Consider the following 16286-nt stretch of genomic DNA (forward strand, 5'->3'; position numbering starts at 1 on the left):
GTTCCAGTGCACGGCGTGCGGGTTCGCGGCGAACGCGGACCACGTCGGCGCAGCGAACGTCCTCAACAGGGCCGGGCTGGCCCTCTGCGACGTGGTCTAGCCACCGACACAGGAAGCCCGCGCGTTTACGCGTGGGTGGAGTCACGTCTGCTAGCTCCCTCGGTATACGGAGTAGCCGAACGGGTTGAGCAGCAGCGGCACGTGGTAGTGCTCGCCCGGCACGACGGCGAACGTGATCGCCACCTCCGGGAAGAACACACCGGGTCCGCCGTCCCGGTTCGCGGGGGCGTCCTGCTGCGCATCGGCTTGCTTCTTCTCGAAGTACGCCTCGACGGCGAAGTCGAGCCGTACGTGGGTCGTTCCGTCCGGCGGGGCCGGAAGGTCCTTGCACCGGCCGTCGGCGTCGGTCGCGGAACCGCCGAGCGCCGTCCAGTCCGCCGCGCGTCCGGCACGGGCGGAGAGCCGGACGGCGACGCCCTCGGCGGGGCGGCCGACGGAGGTGTCCAGGATGTGCGTGGACACGGAGGCGGTGGCGCTGGTGCTCATGGTGTCAGGCGTCCTCTTCGACGAGTCGGGCCAGCCGGATACGGTTGATCTTCCCCAGCTCGGTGCGGACGATCTCCCGCTCCCGCTCGGGAGAGTTCCCGATGCGTTCCCTGACCGCGTCGCGCATCTGCTCCCCGGTGCGGCCGGTGGCGCAGATCAGGAAGACATGGCCGAACCTCTCCTGGTAGGCCAGGTTCAGTTCGAGCATCTCCGCCCGGAGTTCCGCGGAGGCGTCCGCCATGCCGCGCTGCTCCCGGGCCGACGTCGGGTCGCCCGGCTCGGGGCGGCCGATCGGCGGGTGTCCGGCCATCGCCTCGTCGAGGTCCCCGCTGGTGAGCCCGGCCGTCGCGGCATCGCCGGCGGCGCGGAGATCCTCGGTGGTGGCGTAGGGGCGGGCGGCGAGGAGCCTGTCGACCCAGGCCGTGGAAGCACACGCCTCGCGCAGCGCGGCGCGGGCCGTGTGCTCCTCCAGTGCGTTGAAGCGGGCCAGGCCCGGCGGCGTGGAAGTGGACGTCACGTGAGCCTCCGTGGCCTTGTCGGCCTTCGTACCGAACGGCCTTCGTAGGGAACGGGCTGCGGACTGGACGGGCTGCGGACAGCTAACGCCCTCCGGAACATCGCGTCAACAGTTTGTTGAAAATTCGGACGGCAAAAACCGCCGTCCCCGCATGGCACGGGACGGCGGTCCGTACGGTCCGCACACCGGAGCGGATGCCCCGGTCAGGCCTGCTTGTCGCGGTTCAGGTAGTTGTAGACGGTGAACCGGCTGACACCCAGGGCGCCCGCCACCGTCTCCACACCGTGCCGCACCGAGAAGGCGCCCCGCGCCTCGAGTACGCGCACCACCTCCTGTTTGGACCTGCGGTCCAGGTCGGACAGCGGCTTGCCCTGCTTGCGCTCCATGGCCGCGAGGATGTGGTCGAGGGAGTCGGCGAGCTGAGGCAGCCGCACACCCACCACGTCGACGCCTTCCCAAGCCAGTACGACGTCGTCCGCGCTCGCCTCGTCCGGGGCTATCAGCACCCCGCCCATGGCGTCGACCAGCGGCTTCACCGCGGCGATGAAGGACTCGTTGCCGGTCACCCGTCGCCCTCCCCGACCACGTTGACCTGGAGCGAGACCCGGGTGGCGCCGGCCTGGAGGGCCTTGCGCAGCAGGTCGTCCACGGCGCCCAGCACCTCACCGGCCCCGCCCTCGGCGGTGTTGCCGAAGGGGCCGACGTCCACGGCGTCCAGCGCGGCCGCCTCGATCACCTCGCGGGCCACCAGCGCGTGCGCGGGCGCCTCGTCGAGATCGAAGGGTTCGGTCGTGAATTCCACTCTCAGTCGCACGCGCTCAACCTAACGCGCCCCACCACCTCCCGGGCAGCCCGCGCGGGCACCGGATCCGAGGGAGGCGCCCTTGCCGACCGGCCTTGACAGCCGTCACCCGACGCAGGCACTCTTCCGTTAAGCAGAAAGTTGCTTCCACTATACGGAAACAGTGACAGGAAGGGAGCGTCGACCCCCATGGGACTCGCGGACCAGCGCTTCACCGTCAACCTGTCGATCCTCTTCACGGAACTCCCGCTGCTGGAGCGCCCGGCCGCGGCCGCCGCGGCCGGCTTCACCGCGGTGGAACTGTGGTGGCCCTGGGTCGACTCCCCCACGCCCGAGCGCTCCGAACTCGACGCCCTGAAGCGGGCGATCGAGCAGGCGGGCGTCCAGCTCACCGGGCTGAACCTCTACGCCGGCCGGCTGCCGGGCCCCGACCGCGGCGCCCTGTCGGTTCCCGGCGAGGAGTCGGAGCGGTTCCGCGCGAACGTCGACGTGGCCGCCGACCTCGCCGCGTCCCTCGGCTGCCCGGCACTCAACGCGCTCTACGGCAACCGCGTGGAGGGCGTCGACCCGGCCGCGCAGGACGCGCTCGCCCTGGAGAACCTGGTCCTGGCGGCCCGCGCCGCCGACCGGATCGGCGCCGTGCTGCTGATCGAGGCCCTCAACAGGCCCGAGTCGCCGCTGTACCCGCTGGTGTCGGCACCGGCCGCGATCGGCGTCGTCGACAAGGTCAACCGGGCGACGGGGCTGGGCAACGCCACGTTCCTGATGGACCTGTACCACCTGTCCATGAACGGCGAGGACCTGCCGACGGTGATCGAGGAGTACGCGGCGCGCACCGGCCACGTCCAGATCGCCGACAACCCGGGCCGAGGAGCGCCCGGAACGGGCTCACTGCCCCTCGAAGACCTGCTCGACCGGCTGGACAAGGCGGGTTACGACGGCTGGGTCGGCCTCGAGTACAAGCCGGGCGACCGTCCGAGCGCCGCGACCTTCGACTGGCTGCCCCGCTGACCCCGTCACCGAAAGGCACCCCATCATGAGCAGCACCCTTCCCCGGATCGCCTGGATCGGCCTCGGGATCATGGGCTCCCCCATGTCGGAGAACCTGATCAAGGCCGGGTACGACGTCACCGGCTTCACGCTGGAGCGGGAGAAGCTGGACCGGCTCGCCGCCGCCGGCGGCACCGCCGCCGCCTCGATCGCCGAGGCCGTCCGTGACGCCGACGTGATCGTCACCATGGTGCCCGCGTCACCGCAGGTCGAGGCCGTCGCGTACGGGCCGGACGGCATCCTGGAGAACGCGAGGCCGGGCGCCCTGCTGATCGACATGTCCTCGATCACCCCGCAGACCTCCGTCGACCTCGCCGCCGCCGCCCGCGACAAGGGCATCCGCGTGCTCGACGCACCGGTGTCCGGGGGTGAGGCAGGGGCCGTCGAGGCGGTGCTGTCCATCATGGTCGGCGGCGAGCAGACCGACTTCGACCGGGCGGAGCCGATCTTCGAGGCGCTGGGCAGGACCGTCGTGCTGTGCGGTCCGCACGGCTCCGGGCAGACCGTGAAGGCCGCCAACCAGCTGATCGTCGCCGTGAACATCCAGGCGTGCGCCGAGGCCGTGGTCTTCCTGGAGAAGTCGGGCGTGGACCTGAAGGCGGCGCTGGACGTGCTGGGCGGCGGACTCGCGGGCTCGACCGTGCTGACCCGGAAGAAGGACAACTTCCTGAACCGGGACTTCACACCGGGCTTCCGGATCGACCTGCACCACAAGGACATGGGCATCGTCACCGACGCCGCGCGCGACGTCGGCGCGGCACTGCCGGTCGGCGCCGTGGTCGCGCAACTGGTGGCTTCCCTGCGCGCACAGGGCGACGGGGGCCTGGACCACTCCGCGCTGCTGCGGGCCGTGGAGCGTCTGTCCGGCGCCCGGGTCTGACCCACCGAGACCTCCGGGCGGCGCCGCCGCCGACACCTGTCCTGTCGCGCCCAGGCGGGGGCGCCGCCCGGAACCCGTCTCGACCTCGACAGACGGTTGAGGTCGAGATCGCCCCGCACCCGGGCTCCATCGCTCGGACGTTCCACGAAGCGGGCCTCTGTTCCACGCCGCCGCCCCGAACACGGCAAGCGCGCCAGGAGGCGGCCCGAGAGCTGAACCCAAGGGCCGCGTCCGGCCTCTGACGTGAAGTCGGGCATCCGGACGCACAGCCCGCCAGGCCATCGGCGACCCGGATGCTGGGTGGCCGACCGGCGGCCGGGCGGGCGGGGCGAGGACCGCGGCGGCGTGCGAGCCAGTGCGGTGGTGAAGGCCCCGGAACTCCTTCTTCGACCTGAGGGGAGGGGAAACCGGTGCTGTCGCCGTCCGCCGCGGTCCCGGCCACACGGACTCCGTCCGGCGGCGCGAACGTCCTGTCGCGCCCGGCGCTCTCCCGCGCCCGGGACCGCCGGGCACGGGCGTGCGAAACCGCCCCGGCCGCAGCACCCTGAAGGCATGGGACATGCACCGGAGCACCCGCACGTGGTGGTGCATCCGCCGGCCCTGGACGGTTCACGGCGGGTCACCGAGGGCCACGAGACACTGGGCGTCGCGACGCACCTGGACGACGTCGGCGAGATCCTGCGGCTCGCCGACCTCTATGTGACAGACGTGGAGGACACCGACTTCATCGAGTGGCAGGGCGGCGGCCCGGAGGACTGGCCCGGCCTGTCGGAACACCACGAGCACCACGGGCAGCACGAACACCACGGGCACCCTGAGCAGCACGGTCACCGTTGAGCAGCACGGCCCTCCTGAGCAGCAGAGGTGCCCCTCAGCAGCGCGGGCGCCCGGAGCGGCACGGACATCGCCGTCCGCCCGGCGCGGGCCGGCCCCCCCCCCGTACGCCAGGGGGCGTACGCGGGGTACGACATCCTCAAATCCACCTCTGAAGACGTTCCGACATGCTTCGAGTGCGCCCCGGGGCGGGCACATACCCCTCGTACGCCGGGACCCGCCGGCACGGGGGCGGCGGGTCCCGGGTCACGGGGGTGGGTGGTGACGCACCAGGAAGCACACGCCGGGCGGCTGGGGCCGCACGAGGCCGGCCTGCTGCGGGGAGGCCCGCGCGGTGCCGTCACGGTCGCCGTGCTGGGTCTGCATCTGCGGGGGCTGGTCGAAGCGGGACGGCCCGGCACCCTGCGCAGGGCGGCCGCCTTCCCCGCTCCCGAGCACCCGCTGGAGAAGGCGGTCCGCGTCGGACTCCACCGTCCGTCGGGCATAAGGGAGTTGCCGCACCGCGCGGCCGTCCGCCTCGCCCTGAGCCGGATGCGCGGGGACCTCACCGCGCACGGGCTGCTGCGCGCGGGGCTGCCCGGTCCGACCCGCACGGGACGCCGGCACCTCACCGTCCTGCGCGCCCGGCACGCGCTTCCCCCCGCGCCGCACGACCTCACGGACGAGGAGATGCTCTTCGCGGTCGCGCTGCACGGCGGCCGGGCCCTGAGGGTGCTCGTACCGCACTTCACCCGCGCCTCGGGGCTGGACGGCCGAGGCGCCCTCGCGGACGAGGGACGCTTCCCCTTCGGCCGGGGCAACGACCTGCGCCGCGCCTTCGGCGCGGAGGAGGGGCACGAGCCGGGCGGGGGTGGCGGCCACCACCACGGAGGCGGCGGGTTCGGGTGCGGCGGAGGCGGCGGGGGCGGGGGCGGCGGGGACTGAGCACCGGGGCGACGGCGAAGGCGCCCCACCCCGTCGGGTGAGCCGCCCCGCCTGAGTCGCCCCGCGGGCCCGAACCGCCCAGTGGATCCGAACGCCCAGTGGATCGGAACCGCCCCACGGGCCCGACCCGCCAAGCGGAGCCTCACCGCTCCACGGGCCCGACCCGCCAAACAAAGCCGGGCCGCCCCGCGGATCCCAACCGCCCCGCGGATCCGGACCGCGTCAGACCTTCAGCGTCCTGATCGACGTCGGCGCGTGACCGGGCTCCGTCGCGAGCTCCTCGAACTCCACGACGTTGCTGATGTCGTTCGTGCCGGACATGGAGATGTTGGTGATCCGCTCCAGGATCACCTCGACGACGACCGGCACCCGGAACTCCGCTGCGAGCTTCTTGGCCTGCTCGAAGGCCGCGCCCAGCTCGCCGGGGTCGGTCACCCGGATCGCCTTGCAGCCGAGGCCCTCGGCGACCTTGACATGGTCGACGCCGTACACGCCGAGCTCCGGCGAGTTGAGGTTCTCGAACTCCAGATTGACCTCGAAGTCGATCTCGAAGGCCCGCTGCGCCTGGCGGATCAGGCCCAGGTAGGCGTTGTTGACCAGGACGTGCACGTACGGGATGCGGTGCTGGGCGCCGACCGCCAGCTCCTCGATCATGAACTGGAAGTCGTAGTCGCCGGAGAGGGCGACCACGGACGCCTCCGGGTCGGCCTTGGCGACGCCGAGCGCGGCCGGAACGGTCCAGCCGAGGGGTCCCGCCTGGCCGCAGTTGATCCAGTGCCGCGGGCGGTAGACGTGCAGCATCTGGGCGCCGGCGATCTGCGAGAGGCCGATGGTGGTGACATAGCGTGTCTCCGGGCCGAAGGCCTTGTTCATCTCCTCGTAGACGCGCTGCGGCTTGATCGGGATGTCGTCGAAGTGCGTACGCCGCTGGAGGGTCGCCCTCTTCTCCTGCGCGGCGGCGGACCAGGCGGAGCGGTCGGGCAGCGTGCCCGCCGCCTTCAGCTCCCGGGCCACCTCGACGAACAGCTCCAGCGCGGCCCTGGCATCCGAGGCGATGCCGTAGTCGGGTGCGAAGATCTTGCCGATCTGGGTCGGCTCGATGTCCACGTGCACGAACTTCCGGCCGGCGGTGTAGACGTCGAGCCTGCCGGTGTGGCGGTTGGCCCAGCGGTTGCCGATGCCGAGGACGAAGTCGGACTCCAGGAACGTCGCGTTGCCGTAGCGGTGAGAGGTCTGCAGGCCCACCATGCCGGCGTTCAGCTCGTGGTCGTCGGGGACGGTGCCCCAGCCCATCAGGGTCGGCACGACCGGGGTCCCGGTCAACTCGGCGAACTCCACGAGGAGTTCGGCGGCGTCGGCGTTGATGACACCGCCGCCCGCGACGATCAGCGGGCGCTCGGAGGCGTTCAGCATCCCGATCGCCTTCTCGATCTGGGCGCGGGAGGCGGCCGGCTTGTAGACCGGCAGCGGCTCGTACGTCTCCGGGTCGAACTCGATCTCGGTGAGCTGGACGTCGATCGGCAGATCGACGAGGACCGGGCCGGGACGGCCGGAGCGCATCAGATGGAACGCCTGCTGGAAGACGCCCGGGACCTGCGCGGCCTCCAGCACGGTGACCGCCATCTTGGTCACCGGCCTGGCGATCGAGGCGATGTCGACCGCCTGGAAGTCCTCTTTGTGGATCACCGCGGTCGGCGCCTGCCCGGTGACGCACAGGATCGGAATGGAGTCGCCGGTCGCGGAGTACAGGCCGGTGATCATGTCGGTGCCGGCCGGGCCGGAGGTCCCGACGCACACGCCGATGTTGCCGGGGCGGGTGCGGGTGTAGCCCTCGGCCATGTGCGAGGCGCCCTCGACATGGCGGGCGAGGGTGTGGCTGATGCCGCCGGACGCCTTGAGCGCCGCGTAGAACGGGTTGATCGCCGCGCCCGGTACACCGAACGCGTCCCTGACGCCCTCGCGCCTGAGGATCTCGACTGCCGCGCGGGCAGCGGTCATACGAGCCATTGAGTACTCCTGCTTCGGCTGTCGGATGCGTACTCCCGTCGCGCCCGCCGGTAGTACTTCCGTATAGCGGAAAATAACTTCTACTATCTGGAAGTAGGGTATGGCTCGGCGTCAAATGCCGTCAAGGGACGGACAGGCGGGGGGAGACAGGGGCACCATGTGGCCATGCCCGAGAGCCTGCCGGTGCGCTGCCCGGCCTGCCGGCGCGAGCACCTCTACACCGCGCCGTCCTACCCCTGCGCCTGCGGCGCCCCGGCCGGCCCGGCACTGGACCCGTACACCGCGCCGGAGGCCGTCACGCACCGCAGTTGGGACGAGGAGTGGGTGGACGTCGCCTGCGTGCCCTGCGGCCGGCGCAACCAATGGCCGCGCCCCGAGCTGGGCTGCCCCTGCGGAGCGGTGCTGCGACTGCCGGTGGCGGTGCCGGGCGTCGGCCCTCCGCGACCGGTCGCCCTGCGCACCGCCCGCGACGCGGTCACCGCCGCCGCCCTCTACCTGCACCGCCTCGGCCACCGCGACCTGCGCCGCGCCGACCGGCGGCCCCCGTCCGGGATCGGGCTGTCGGCCCACGGCCTGCTCGCCCAGGTCGACCCGTCCGGGCGCCCGGCGACGGTGCGGGACGTGGAGTGCCTGTGGCTGACGGCCATGTCGGAGTCCGTGCGCTGCGTGTACTTCTCGCTCTCCGGCTACACCGCCGACGCCCGCGCCCGCGCGGACACCCTCGGCGTCCCGCTGTTCGCCGTGGACGACCCCACCGGCACCCCGCGCCCCGTGAACCAGGTCGCCGACGCCCTGCACGCCACCCTCGTCTGACCAGCCGCAACGGGGCGAGCCTCGCCTGACGCGGCGCTACTGGAGGTTGTAGCCGCCCGGGAGTCGCCCGCCCGCGTCGGCGGAAGTCCTCCTCGCGGCTCGCTCACCTCGCGTACTCCGTGACGCAGATGTCCCTACCCCGAACGGGGATCTGTGCCCACGCATGGCCGGTCCTCGGTACGGGCAGATCATTCACCTGACCGTCGGCTGAATTTGCCCATGCATGGCTGTTGTTATTTCCCTCACCATCTCGGCCCTCCGGATTTCAATGAGTTGTTGCCTAGAATTTGGCCCGGACACGACACTCGGAGGGAGCGGTGACCGTGCGACAGGACTTCGAGGAGCCTGCCAGAAGCCGCCCCGAGCTGGTGATCGGCCAGGAGGAACTGTTCACGGCGGCGCGTGAACAGCTCGGCCGCGGGGGCAGCGTGCTGCTCCACGGGCCCGCGGGAATAGGAAAGTCGACCGTGCTGCGGGCATTGGCCACGGATTACGCGGAGGCGGCGCGGACCGTGCTGCGCTGCTCGGCGACGGAGTCCGAATCGCATCTGCCCTTCCTGGCCCTCGCCGACCTGCTCGGCCTGGTGCTCGACGAGGTGTCAGGCAAGCTGCCCGCCGCGCAGCGCACGGCACTGGAGTCGGCGCTCACCGGCCGCGGCGAGTCCAGCCTGCAGCGCGACGGCCTCGCGCTGCGCCTCGCCGTGCTGTCCGCGCTGCGCGCGCTCGCCGCCGACGGGCCGGTCCTGGTCGTCGCGGACGACGTGCAGTGGCTGGACCCGGCCAGCTCGGAGCTGCTCGGCTTCGCCGCCCGCCGTCTCGGCGACACGCCCGTCACGATGCTCTGCGCGGTACGGACCGACGGGCAGGAGTACGACCGCCACCTGCGCACCACGCCCCCGGACACCCTCGCCGTGCGGCTGGGCCCGCTCTCCCGCGCCCAGGTCTCCACGCTGCTCGACCACCGCGGCTACGCGGGCCTGCCGCGCTCCACGGTCCGGGACATCCACCGCACCAGCGGCGGGAATCCGCTCTTCGCGCTGGAACTGGGCCGTGTCCTCGCCGAGAACCCGACCCCGCCGCGCCCCGGGGAGCCGCTGCCGGTGCCGACCTCGCTGCGGGCCCTGGTCCTCAGCCGGCTGGAGATGCTCTCCGCCCAGGCCCGGCACACCCTGCTGGTCGCCAGCGCGGGCGCCCGGCCCACGCTGTCCCTGCTGCACGCCGCCGGCCGGGAGAACGCCGAGGCCGAGACCGCCCGCGCGGCCGAACTCGGGCTGCTCGCCACGGAACCGGAGGGTCCCGCCGTGCGCTTCGCGCATCCGCTGGTCTCGGCGGCGCTGTACGCGGAGGCGCCCGCGCACCAGCGAAGGGCCGCGCACGCCGCGCTGTCCACGGCGGCCTCCGATCCCATCGAGCGGGCCCGGCACCTCGCACTGGCGACGACCGGCACGGACCCTGAGGTGGCGGCGCGGCTCGCCGGGGCCGCCATGCTGGCCCGGGACCGCGGCGCGCCCTCGGTGGCCGCCTCCCTCGGACTGCTCGCCGCGCGGCACGCCCCCGCCGACAGCGTGCCGGGGCCCGACGAGCGGCGTCTGCAGGCGGCCGAGGACGCGATCACCGCCGGCGAGGTGGACCTCGCCCGGGACATCGCGCGTGAGGTGCTCACCCGGGCCACGGCCCCGGCGGAGCGGGTGCGGGCCTGGATGGTGGTGATCGAGGCGGCCGGTCAGGCGCTCGGGGAGGTCGACACCGCCTTCCCGCAGGCGCTCGCCGACGCGGGCGACGACGCACGGCTGCTCGGCCTGGTCCACTACCAGCTTGCGTGGCGGGCGCTGGTCGTCGAGGGTGACTTCGCCGAGGGCCGCGAGGAGGCCGCGCACGCCGCGGCACTGGCGGAGCGCGCCGGGGACCGGCGTACCGAACTGCTGGCGCTCGCCTTCCAGGCCCAGGCCGAGACCCTGATGGGCCATCCGGACGCGCCCGCGACCATCAAACGGGCGCTGAAGGAGCCTCAGGACCCTCAGGTGGCGTGCCACCACAACGGCGCGGGGTCCACCCGCTTCCGCTGGCTGCTGATGAGCGACCAGTTGCCGGACGCGCGCACCACGGTGAGCGCGCTGCTGCGCGAGGTCCGGCGGCGCGGGATGGTCGAGAGCGAGGTGCACTTCCTGCGGCTGCTGGCCGAGACGGAACTGCGCTCCGGACACTGCGGGCGCGCCCTCGACCTCGCCCGCGAGAGCCTGCGCCTGGCCCGCGACCTGGGCATCGGCGAGGTGGCCTCCGCGATGCTCACCTCGCTCGCCGAGGCCTCCGGCGGCAGCGTGGAGCAGGCACTGTCGCTGGCACAGGAGGCGGTGCGGCACGCCGAGGAGGACGGCGACCAGATCTACGTCTCCCGCGCGCTGGCCGCCCTCGGCTACGTCCGGTTGGTCGCCGGGGACGCACAGGGCACCGTCCGGTCGCTGCGCCGGGTGCGGGAGCTGGAGCACGGACTCGGCGTCTCCGACCCGGCGCGCGGTCGCTGGCACGGGGACCTCGCTGAGGCACTGGTGCGGATCGGCGAGCTCGCGGAGGCCCAGGACGTCATCGACGGCACGCGCGAGCAGGCGCTGCGGCTCGGGCGGGAGAGCGTGCTGGCCGTGCTCGACCGGGCGGAGGCACTGGTGCGGGCGTCGGGCGGCGAACACAAGGCGGCGATCGTGCAGTTGACGTCGGTGCAGGACAGGCTCGGCAAGCTCGGCTACGGGCTCGAGGAGGCCCGCGCCGCCTTCGAACTGGCGGTGCTGCGGGCCGGGCGTGGGCCGGGACCGACGTCGTACGACGAGGCGGCGCGGTTGTTCCGGCGGTGCCGGGCGCTGCCCTGGCTGCGGCAGGTCGACGCGGCGGCGGCGGGGGCGGCTCCCGACCGGCAGCCGCCCGCGGCGCCCGCGACGGCCGTGCTGGACGGGCTCGCCTCGATGGAGCGCCAGGTCGCGGAACTGGTGATGGAGGGCGCCACCAACCGGGAGATAGCCGGGCGGCTGTTCATCAGCGTCAAGACGGTCGAGGCGACGCTCACCCGGGTCTACCGCAAGCTGGGGATCCGGTCCCGGGTGGACATCGTCCGCCTCGCGGCGGGACGGCACATCACGTAGGAGGCCGGGAACCACCGGACCGAGGGTTATCCCTGCGCCGACTCCCTTAGGGGGTTCCCTCATTGGGACGGACATCCGTCCCGGCCTAGCTTGTGCACGTGCCGCTCGCCGGGCACACGGGGGTCGGACCCGAGTCCCTCGTGCTCCACCCCCCACCCGCGCGACCCCCCACCGGCAACACCTTGAGGAGACTCATGTTCGGGCTCACCCGTGCGAGAAGGACCGCCGCCCTCGTCGCGGCGACCGCTGCCGCCGCGACCGCGCTGCTCGCCTCCCCCGCCGCCGTCGCCGCCCCGCAGCCCATCGTCGGCGGTACGACCACCACCACGACCGCGTACCCGTTCATGATGCAGATCACGGACGCCTCGCAGAACCAGTTCTGCGGCGGCACCCTGGTCTCCCCGACGAAGGTCGTGACCGCCGCCCACTGCATGGTCGGCGAGACCACCGGCAGTGTCCGCGTGGTCGGCGGCCGCACGTACCGCAACGGCACCAACGGCACGGTGAGCCGGGTCAGCAGGATCTGGATCCACCCCAGCTACTCGGACGTCACCACCGGCGACGACGTGGCCGTCCTGACACTGTCGACGTCCATGCCGTACACCACCGCGCCGTACGTCTCCTCCTCGCAGACCTCGGTGTACGCGGCCGGCACCACGGCCCGCATCGTCGGCTGGGGCACCACCTCCCAGAACGGCGGCTCCTCCAACCAGTTGCGGACCGCCACCGTCCCGACGGTGTCCGACGCCGGCTGCCGCGCCTCCTACGGCTCCGACTTCGTCGCGAGCGACATGGTGTGCGCCGGATACACCTCCGGCGGTGTCGACACCTGCCAGGGCGACAGCGGCGGCCCCCTGCTCATCGGGGGTGTCCTCGCGGGGGTCACCTCCTGGGGCGAGGGCTGCGCGCAGGCCGGCTTCCCCGGCGTCTACACCCGGTTGACGACCTTCTCCAGCCTGGTCACCGCCCAGGTCAACTCGTAGCACCCGCACATTTCCTGAGCATCTCTCAGGTATGAAAGCCAGGGGGCGTTGCGGGCCTCCACGAGCGGCCCGCAACGCCCCCTCTCCATGCGCCGGGACGGTCGCACCCCGCGCGGGGTCCGGTCACGGCAGGACGGTCCCGAAGCGGACGTCGTGGGACGCCCCCTCGTACAGCACCCTCAGCACGCGCGCGCCCTCCTCCGCCACCTCCTCGCGCTGCGCCCGGGTGAGGGTGCCGAACGGCTCGACGACCAAGGCGCCGTCGAGCAGCCGCCAGACGCCGGCCAGGAAGCGGTCGACGAGGAGCGGGCAGGAGAAGGTGTTCACCTGCCAGGTGCGGCCGTGGGGAGGCGGAACGATGGGCCGTCGCGGCCTCGTTCGCCGCGGTGACATGCCACAGCGGCGTGGGCCGCGAACCGCAGCCGGGTGGATCAAGTCGCCGGCGACCGAGGAGGGGACACCGGTCGTCGGCGGTCGCGCGTCGAGCAGGTACGGATGGACGCCGACGCCTCGGACGGCAGCCGCATCCGGCAGACGGACGGGAACGAACACACCGACCACCGAGACGGTCGCTGACCACGTGCGGCCCACCGCCGCAGGACCCGGCCACCGGGCCCGTCCCTTGAGCGCCGAAAGCGAACGGCGACACCCACGGCCCTGGTCACCGACGACCCGAAGGTCGCCGGGCCCGGCACGCCCCGGAGGCCGCCCGCCGCTCGGCGGATGTCTGTCATCGCATCGGCGGCGAACGGGGCGCCGTGTTTCACCGCCGCCCAGCGCGAGGCGCACCCCGGCCGCGACCGCCCTCCCGGAAGGTCATACGGCGTCATGCCAGGGCTTGTTCTCCGCCCAGTGCCGGGCCCATCCCGCGAAGCCGGGCTCTCCGGTGGTGAACCCGAACACGGACCCGAAGGGGATGGCGCCGACGTCACTGATCAGCCAGACGTGCCCTCGGTGAGGCCCGGTCACGACGAGATGCCAGTTCAGCGCACATCCGTCGGTGCCGAGGACGATCGAGCCCTGTTCGTAGACCTGCGCGAGGAGTTCCTCCGCATCGTCGGCCGGCCCCGCTTCCTCCTCCCACATCCATGCCTCCGTCAGCGGGAACGGCTCACTCAGGTCACGTTCCTGCTCGTCATCTCCCCAGTCGTCCGGCAGTTCCGCCAGCGGAAGCAGCCCGTACGCCGGCGGCCCGGACGACGAACCGTCCGCTGTCTCGGCGACGAAGGTCCGATAGGGCTCGGGCAGCACGATCCCGTGTTCCGCCTCGAAGGCACGCACCGCCTCCCAGCCGAGGGGCGGCTCGACTCCGCCATCGACGTCGAACGCGACCCGAAGCGCGGCCAGTTCAGCGGGGTCCACCTGATCAGTGTTCATGGGGTAGGGATACCACCGCGCTCCGACAGAGACCGGAGCCCCGGAGCGGGGCTTCCTCCGAAGCCGGGCGAACCGTGCTCCGGGGACCCGAACTCCGCCTTTGGGCAGTCCGGTTGGTCCGCACCGGCGGACACCGACACCTGTCCGACACACCTTGTTCACGCCAAGGGCCGCGTGTCCATGTCACGCTCCCGGATGTCCCGCTCGTTCAATCCGCGTAGAACGGACACCCCATGCCCGCGACGCAGATTCGCCGCCGCTGGAAGGCCGTGGCGCTCGCCACCTCCGCCGTGCTGGCCGGTCTCACCGCACCGACGCTGACCGCGACCCCGGCGGCGGCCACCACGACCGCGTACGACGCGACGTACTACAAGGACGCGATCGGCAAGACGGGTCCGAGCCTCAAGTCCTCGCTGCACACCATCGTCAGCAGCCAGACGAAGCTCTCCTACTCCGCCGTCTGGGACGCCCTCAAGGTCACCGACCAGGACCCGAACAACAGCGGCAACGTGATCCTGCTGTACTCGGGCGTCTCCCGCAGCAAGTCGCTCAACGGCGGCAACACCGGCAACTGGAACCGCGAGCACGTCTGGGCCCAGTCGCACGGCGACTTCGGGACGTCCGCCGGTCCGGGCACCGACCTGCATCATCTGCGACCGGAGGACGTCCAGGTCAACTCGATACGCGGCAACAAGGACTTCGACAACGGGGGCAGCCCGGTCGCCGGCGGCGGCGGCAGCCTCACCGACTCCAACTCCTTCGAGCCCCGCGACGCCGTCAAGGGCGACGTGGCGCGCATGCTCCTCTACATGGCCGTCCGCTACGAGGGCGGCGACGGCTGGCCCGACCTGGAGGCGAACGACTCCACCACCAACGGCAGCGTCCCCTACCACGGCCGGCTGTCGGTGCTGAAGCAGTGGCACGAGCAGGACCCGCCGAGCGCGTTCGAGGAGCGCCGCAACGACGTGATCCACACCTCGTACCAGCGCAACCGCAACCCGTTCATCGACCATCCCGAGTGGGTCGAGGCGATCTGGTAGCCGGACCGCCGGCAAACCCGGCTCACGGCCGTGGAAGTGACGCGCATGCGCACCGGCGCCGGACGTGACGGAACCCGGGAGCGGTATCCAGCTCCCGGGCCCCTGGGGATGCCACCCAATTGCGCACACCGGCGGCTTTTAAGAGGACGGATCAGTCATCATGCCGTCGTGTTCTTCCTTTGAACTACCGCGCCGTGCAAGAGGCGCAGGCGAGAGTCGAACTCGCATCCGACGGCGTTCGTCCGTCCCCGGTCGATCCGGCGATCGGCGGCGATGCTGAGACTGGAGCGAGAGTCTGAGATTGACCGGCTGCCTCTGCCAAGTTGGGCTACCCCGGCCCGGTGAAGGGCTGCTGTGCCGGGGGAAGGACTCGAACCTTCACTGTCACCGTTCTTCAGGCTGAACTTCAGTGTCAGCTTGCGCTCATCACGCGAACCGGTCCTCAGTCCGGTCCGCGCCTGAATGCGCACCCCCGCGCTCGCACGCGGGGGCGATCACAAGGGCCACCTCGACCGGCATCAGCCGAACAGGTAGCCGAACACCGCGTCACCGATGCGCTGATCGGTGACCTCGGCACCATTCGCCTCCTCACGGGCGAACTTGACGGCCTGCTGGAGCCTCTCGACCCGCTCCGCCAGTTCGTTCACCCGCCGCGCCGGAAGGGCGCCGGAGAACTTCACGGTCGTCCAGTACCCGATGGGCACGTCCTCGTAGTACACCTCGACCTGCGCCGGGTGCTTCTCGGTCGCCTCCGCCTTGACGTGGTTGCGGGGGACCTTCCTCGTACGGATGGTGCGGACCGGGTCGGTCTTCCAGCAGTCCGTGGACGGGTCGTGCGACCAGGACTCCGCGGAATCGAGCGTGGGGAGCTTCTTGACGAAGGTGTGCAGGTCGGTGAGCTGCTTCTCCAGGAAGAGCAGATAGCTGACCGGGACGTCGGCGACGACGGTTCGCCCGTCCACGGTGACGTCCGCGCGGGCGGCGCAGTTCGCCCAGTCCTTCGTGGCGGTCACGTCGAACAGCCGGGTGAGCGACACGGACATCTGCCGCAGCACGTCCTCGGCCTGCAACTGCACCCGTGTGGACTCGGGCGGCAACTGCTCGCCCTCCTCGTCCTTGGGCTGGTACGTACGCGAGATACCGGCGAGCAGCGCCGGCTTCTGCACCTTCTGGTGCGCCGCGGTGATGTCCTGGAGCGACTTGCTCTTGACACCCTTCTCCACAGCGATGATCTGGTTCAACTTCGCCATTTCCGGCCCCCCTTCGAACAACAGGAACGATTCCACAGAGGGCGGGGCGCCGCATTCGGTTTTCCGTTCCGGACAGCGGGCGGGGCGGTCGGCGCCTTCGCACCACCGAACTCCGGTCGCCCGCCCGCCCGC

The 16286-nt window shown here is 72.0% G+C and carries 16 protein-coding genes; 8 read left to right on the forward strand and 8 right to left on the reverse strand.

Going from position 1 to position 16286, the window contains the following annotated elements; translation table 11 throughout:
- Positions 1–150: 150 nt before the first annotated feature.
- The 4 genes from uraH to ACWCPM_RS31840 form a co-directional block, all read right to left on the reverse strand.
- Positions 151–546, reverse strand: coding sequence for a hydroxyisourate hydrolase (gene uraH / locus ACWCPM_RS31825; RefSeq protein ID WP_450979734.1), 396 nt, complete (start codon positions 544–546; stop codon positions 151–153).
- Between the two features lie 4 nt (positions 547–550).
- Positions 551–1063 carry a 2-oxo-4-hydroxy-4-carboxy-5-ureidoimidazoline decarboxylase gene (gene uraD / locus ACWCPM_RS31830; RefSeq protein WP_450979735.1) on the reverse strand — a complete coding sequence of 171 codons (513 nt, stop codon included), beginning with the start codon at positions 1061–1063 and terminating at the stop codon, positions 551–553.
- A gap of 203 nt (positions 1064–1266) precedes the next feature.
- A complete protein-coding gene (locus ACWCPM_RS31835; protein WP_450979736.1) occupies positions 1267–1629 on the reverse strand; it encodes a helix-turn-helix domain-containing protein in 363 nt (120 codons plus the stop codon).
- Complete coding sequence (locus ACWCPM_RS31840; RefSeq protein ID WP_450979737.1) at positions 1626–1877, reverse strand: hypothetical protein; 252 nt, start codon at positions 1875–1877, stop codon at positions 1626–1628. The genes ACWCPM_RS31835 and ACWCPM_RS31840 overlap by 4 nt, the downstream gene beginning before the upstream one ends.
- Positions 1878–2054: 177 nt before the next feature.
- Here ACWCPM_RS31840 and ACWCPM_RS31845 point away from each other — a divergent pair, with 177 nt between their 5' ends.
- From ACWCPM_RS31845 to ACWCPM_RS31860, 4 genes are all read left to right on the forward strand, one after another.
- Complete coding sequence (locus tag ACWCPM_RS31845) at positions 2055–2876, forward strand: TIM barrel protein (RefSeq protein WP_450979738.1); 822 nt, start codon at positions 2055–2057, stop codon at positions 2874–2876.
- A gap of 25 nt (positions 2877–2901) precedes the next feature.
- Positions 2902–3795: a 2-hydroxy-3-oxopropionate reductase gene (locus ACWCPM_RS31850; protein ID WP_450979739.1), complete on the forward strand. Its 894-nt coding sequence runs from the start codon at positions 2902–2904 to the stop codon at positions 3793–3795.
- Positions 3796–4347: 552 nt separating this feature from the next.
- Positions 4348–4632, forward strand: a complete 285-nt coding sequence (locus ACWCPM_RS31855; protein WP_450979740.1) for a hypothetical protein — start codon at positions 4348–4350, stop codon at positions 4630–4632.
- Between the two features lie 258 nt (positions 4633–4890).
- Positions 4891–5553, forward strand: coding sequence for a TIGR04222 domain-containing membrane protein (locus tag ACWCPM_RS31860; protein WP_450979741.1), 663 nt, complete (start codon positions 4891–4893; stop codon positions 5551–5553).
- Between the two features lie 222 nt (positions 5554–5775).
- On the opposite strand, the gene gcl is transcribed toward ACWCPM_RS31860, so the two are convergent.
- The gene (gene gcl, locus ACWCPM_RS31865) at positions 5776–7560 is read right to left on the reverse strand and encodes a glyoxylate carboligase (protein ID WP_450979742.1); all 1785 of its coding nucleotides are present in this window, start codon (positions 7558–7560) and stop codon (positions 5776–5778) included.
- Between the two features lie 165 nt (positions 7561–7725).
- Here gcl and ACWCPM_RS31870 point away from each other — a divergent pair, with 165 nt between their 5' ends.
- From ACWCPM_RS31870 to ACWCPM_RS31880, 3 genes are all read left to right on the forward strand, one after another.
- Positions 7726–8373 carry a hypothetical protein gene (locus ACWCPM_RS31870; protein ID WP_450979743.1) on the forward strand — a complete coding sequence of 216 codons (648 nt, stop codon included), beginning with the start codon at positions 7726–7728 and terminating at the stop codon, positions 8371–8373.
- A gap of 317 nt (positions 8374–8690) precedes the next feature.
- Positions 8691–11504 carry a helix-turn-helix transcriptional regulator gene (locus ACWCPM_RS31875; RefSeq protein ID WP_450979744.1) on the forward strand — a complete coding sequence of 938 codons (2814 nt, stop codon included), beginning with the start codon at positions 8691–8693 and terminating at the stop codon, positions 11502–11504.
- A gap of 194 nt (positions 11505–11698) precedes the next feature.
- Entirely contained in the window at positions 11699–12487 is a 789-nt protein-coding gene (locus ACWCPM_RS31880; protein WP_450979745.1) for a S1 family peptidase, read from the forward strand.
- Positions 12488–12610: 123 nt separating this feature from the next.
- Here ACWCPM_RS31880 and ACWCPM_RS31885 read toward each other — a convergent pair whose 3' ends face one another.
- Both ACWCPM_RS31885 and ACWCPM_RS31890 read right to left on the reverse strand, forming a co-directional pair.
- Positions 12611–12814 carry a hypothetical protein gene (locus tag ACWCPM_RS31885; RefSeq protein WP_450979746.1) on the reverse strand — a complete coding sequence of 68 codons (204 nt, stop codon included), beginning with the start codon at positions 12812–12814 and terminating at the stop codon, positions 12611–12613.
- 489 nt (positions 12815–13303) lie between these two features.
- Positions 13304–13864: an SMI1/KNR4 family protein gene (locus tag ACWCPM_RS31890; protein WP_450979747.1), complete on the reverse strand. Its 561-nt coding sequence runs from the start codon at positions 13862–13864 to the stop codon at positions 13304–13306.
- 233 nt (positions 13865–14097) lie between these two features.
- Here ACWCPM_RS31890 and ACWCPM_RS31895 point away from each other — a divergent pair, with 233 nt between their 5' ends.
- The gene (locus ACWCPM_RS31895; RefSeq protein ID WP_450979748.1) at positions 14098–14904 is read left to right on the forward strand and encodes an endonuclease I family protein; all 807 of its coding nucleotides are present in this window, start codon (positions 14098–14100) and stop codon (positions 14902–14904) included.
- A gap of 518 nt (positions 14905–15422) precedes the next feature.
- Here the strand turns inward: ACWCPM_RS31895 and ACWCPM_RS31900 are convergent.
- Entirely contained in the window at positions 15423–16154 is a 732-nt protein-coding gene (locus tag ACWCPM_RS31900) for a DUF7873 family protein (protein WP_450979749.1), read from the reverse strand.
- Positions 16155–16286 lie beyond the last annotated feature (132 nt).

The organism is Streptomyces sp. NPDC002309 (genome assembly GCF_053593375.1).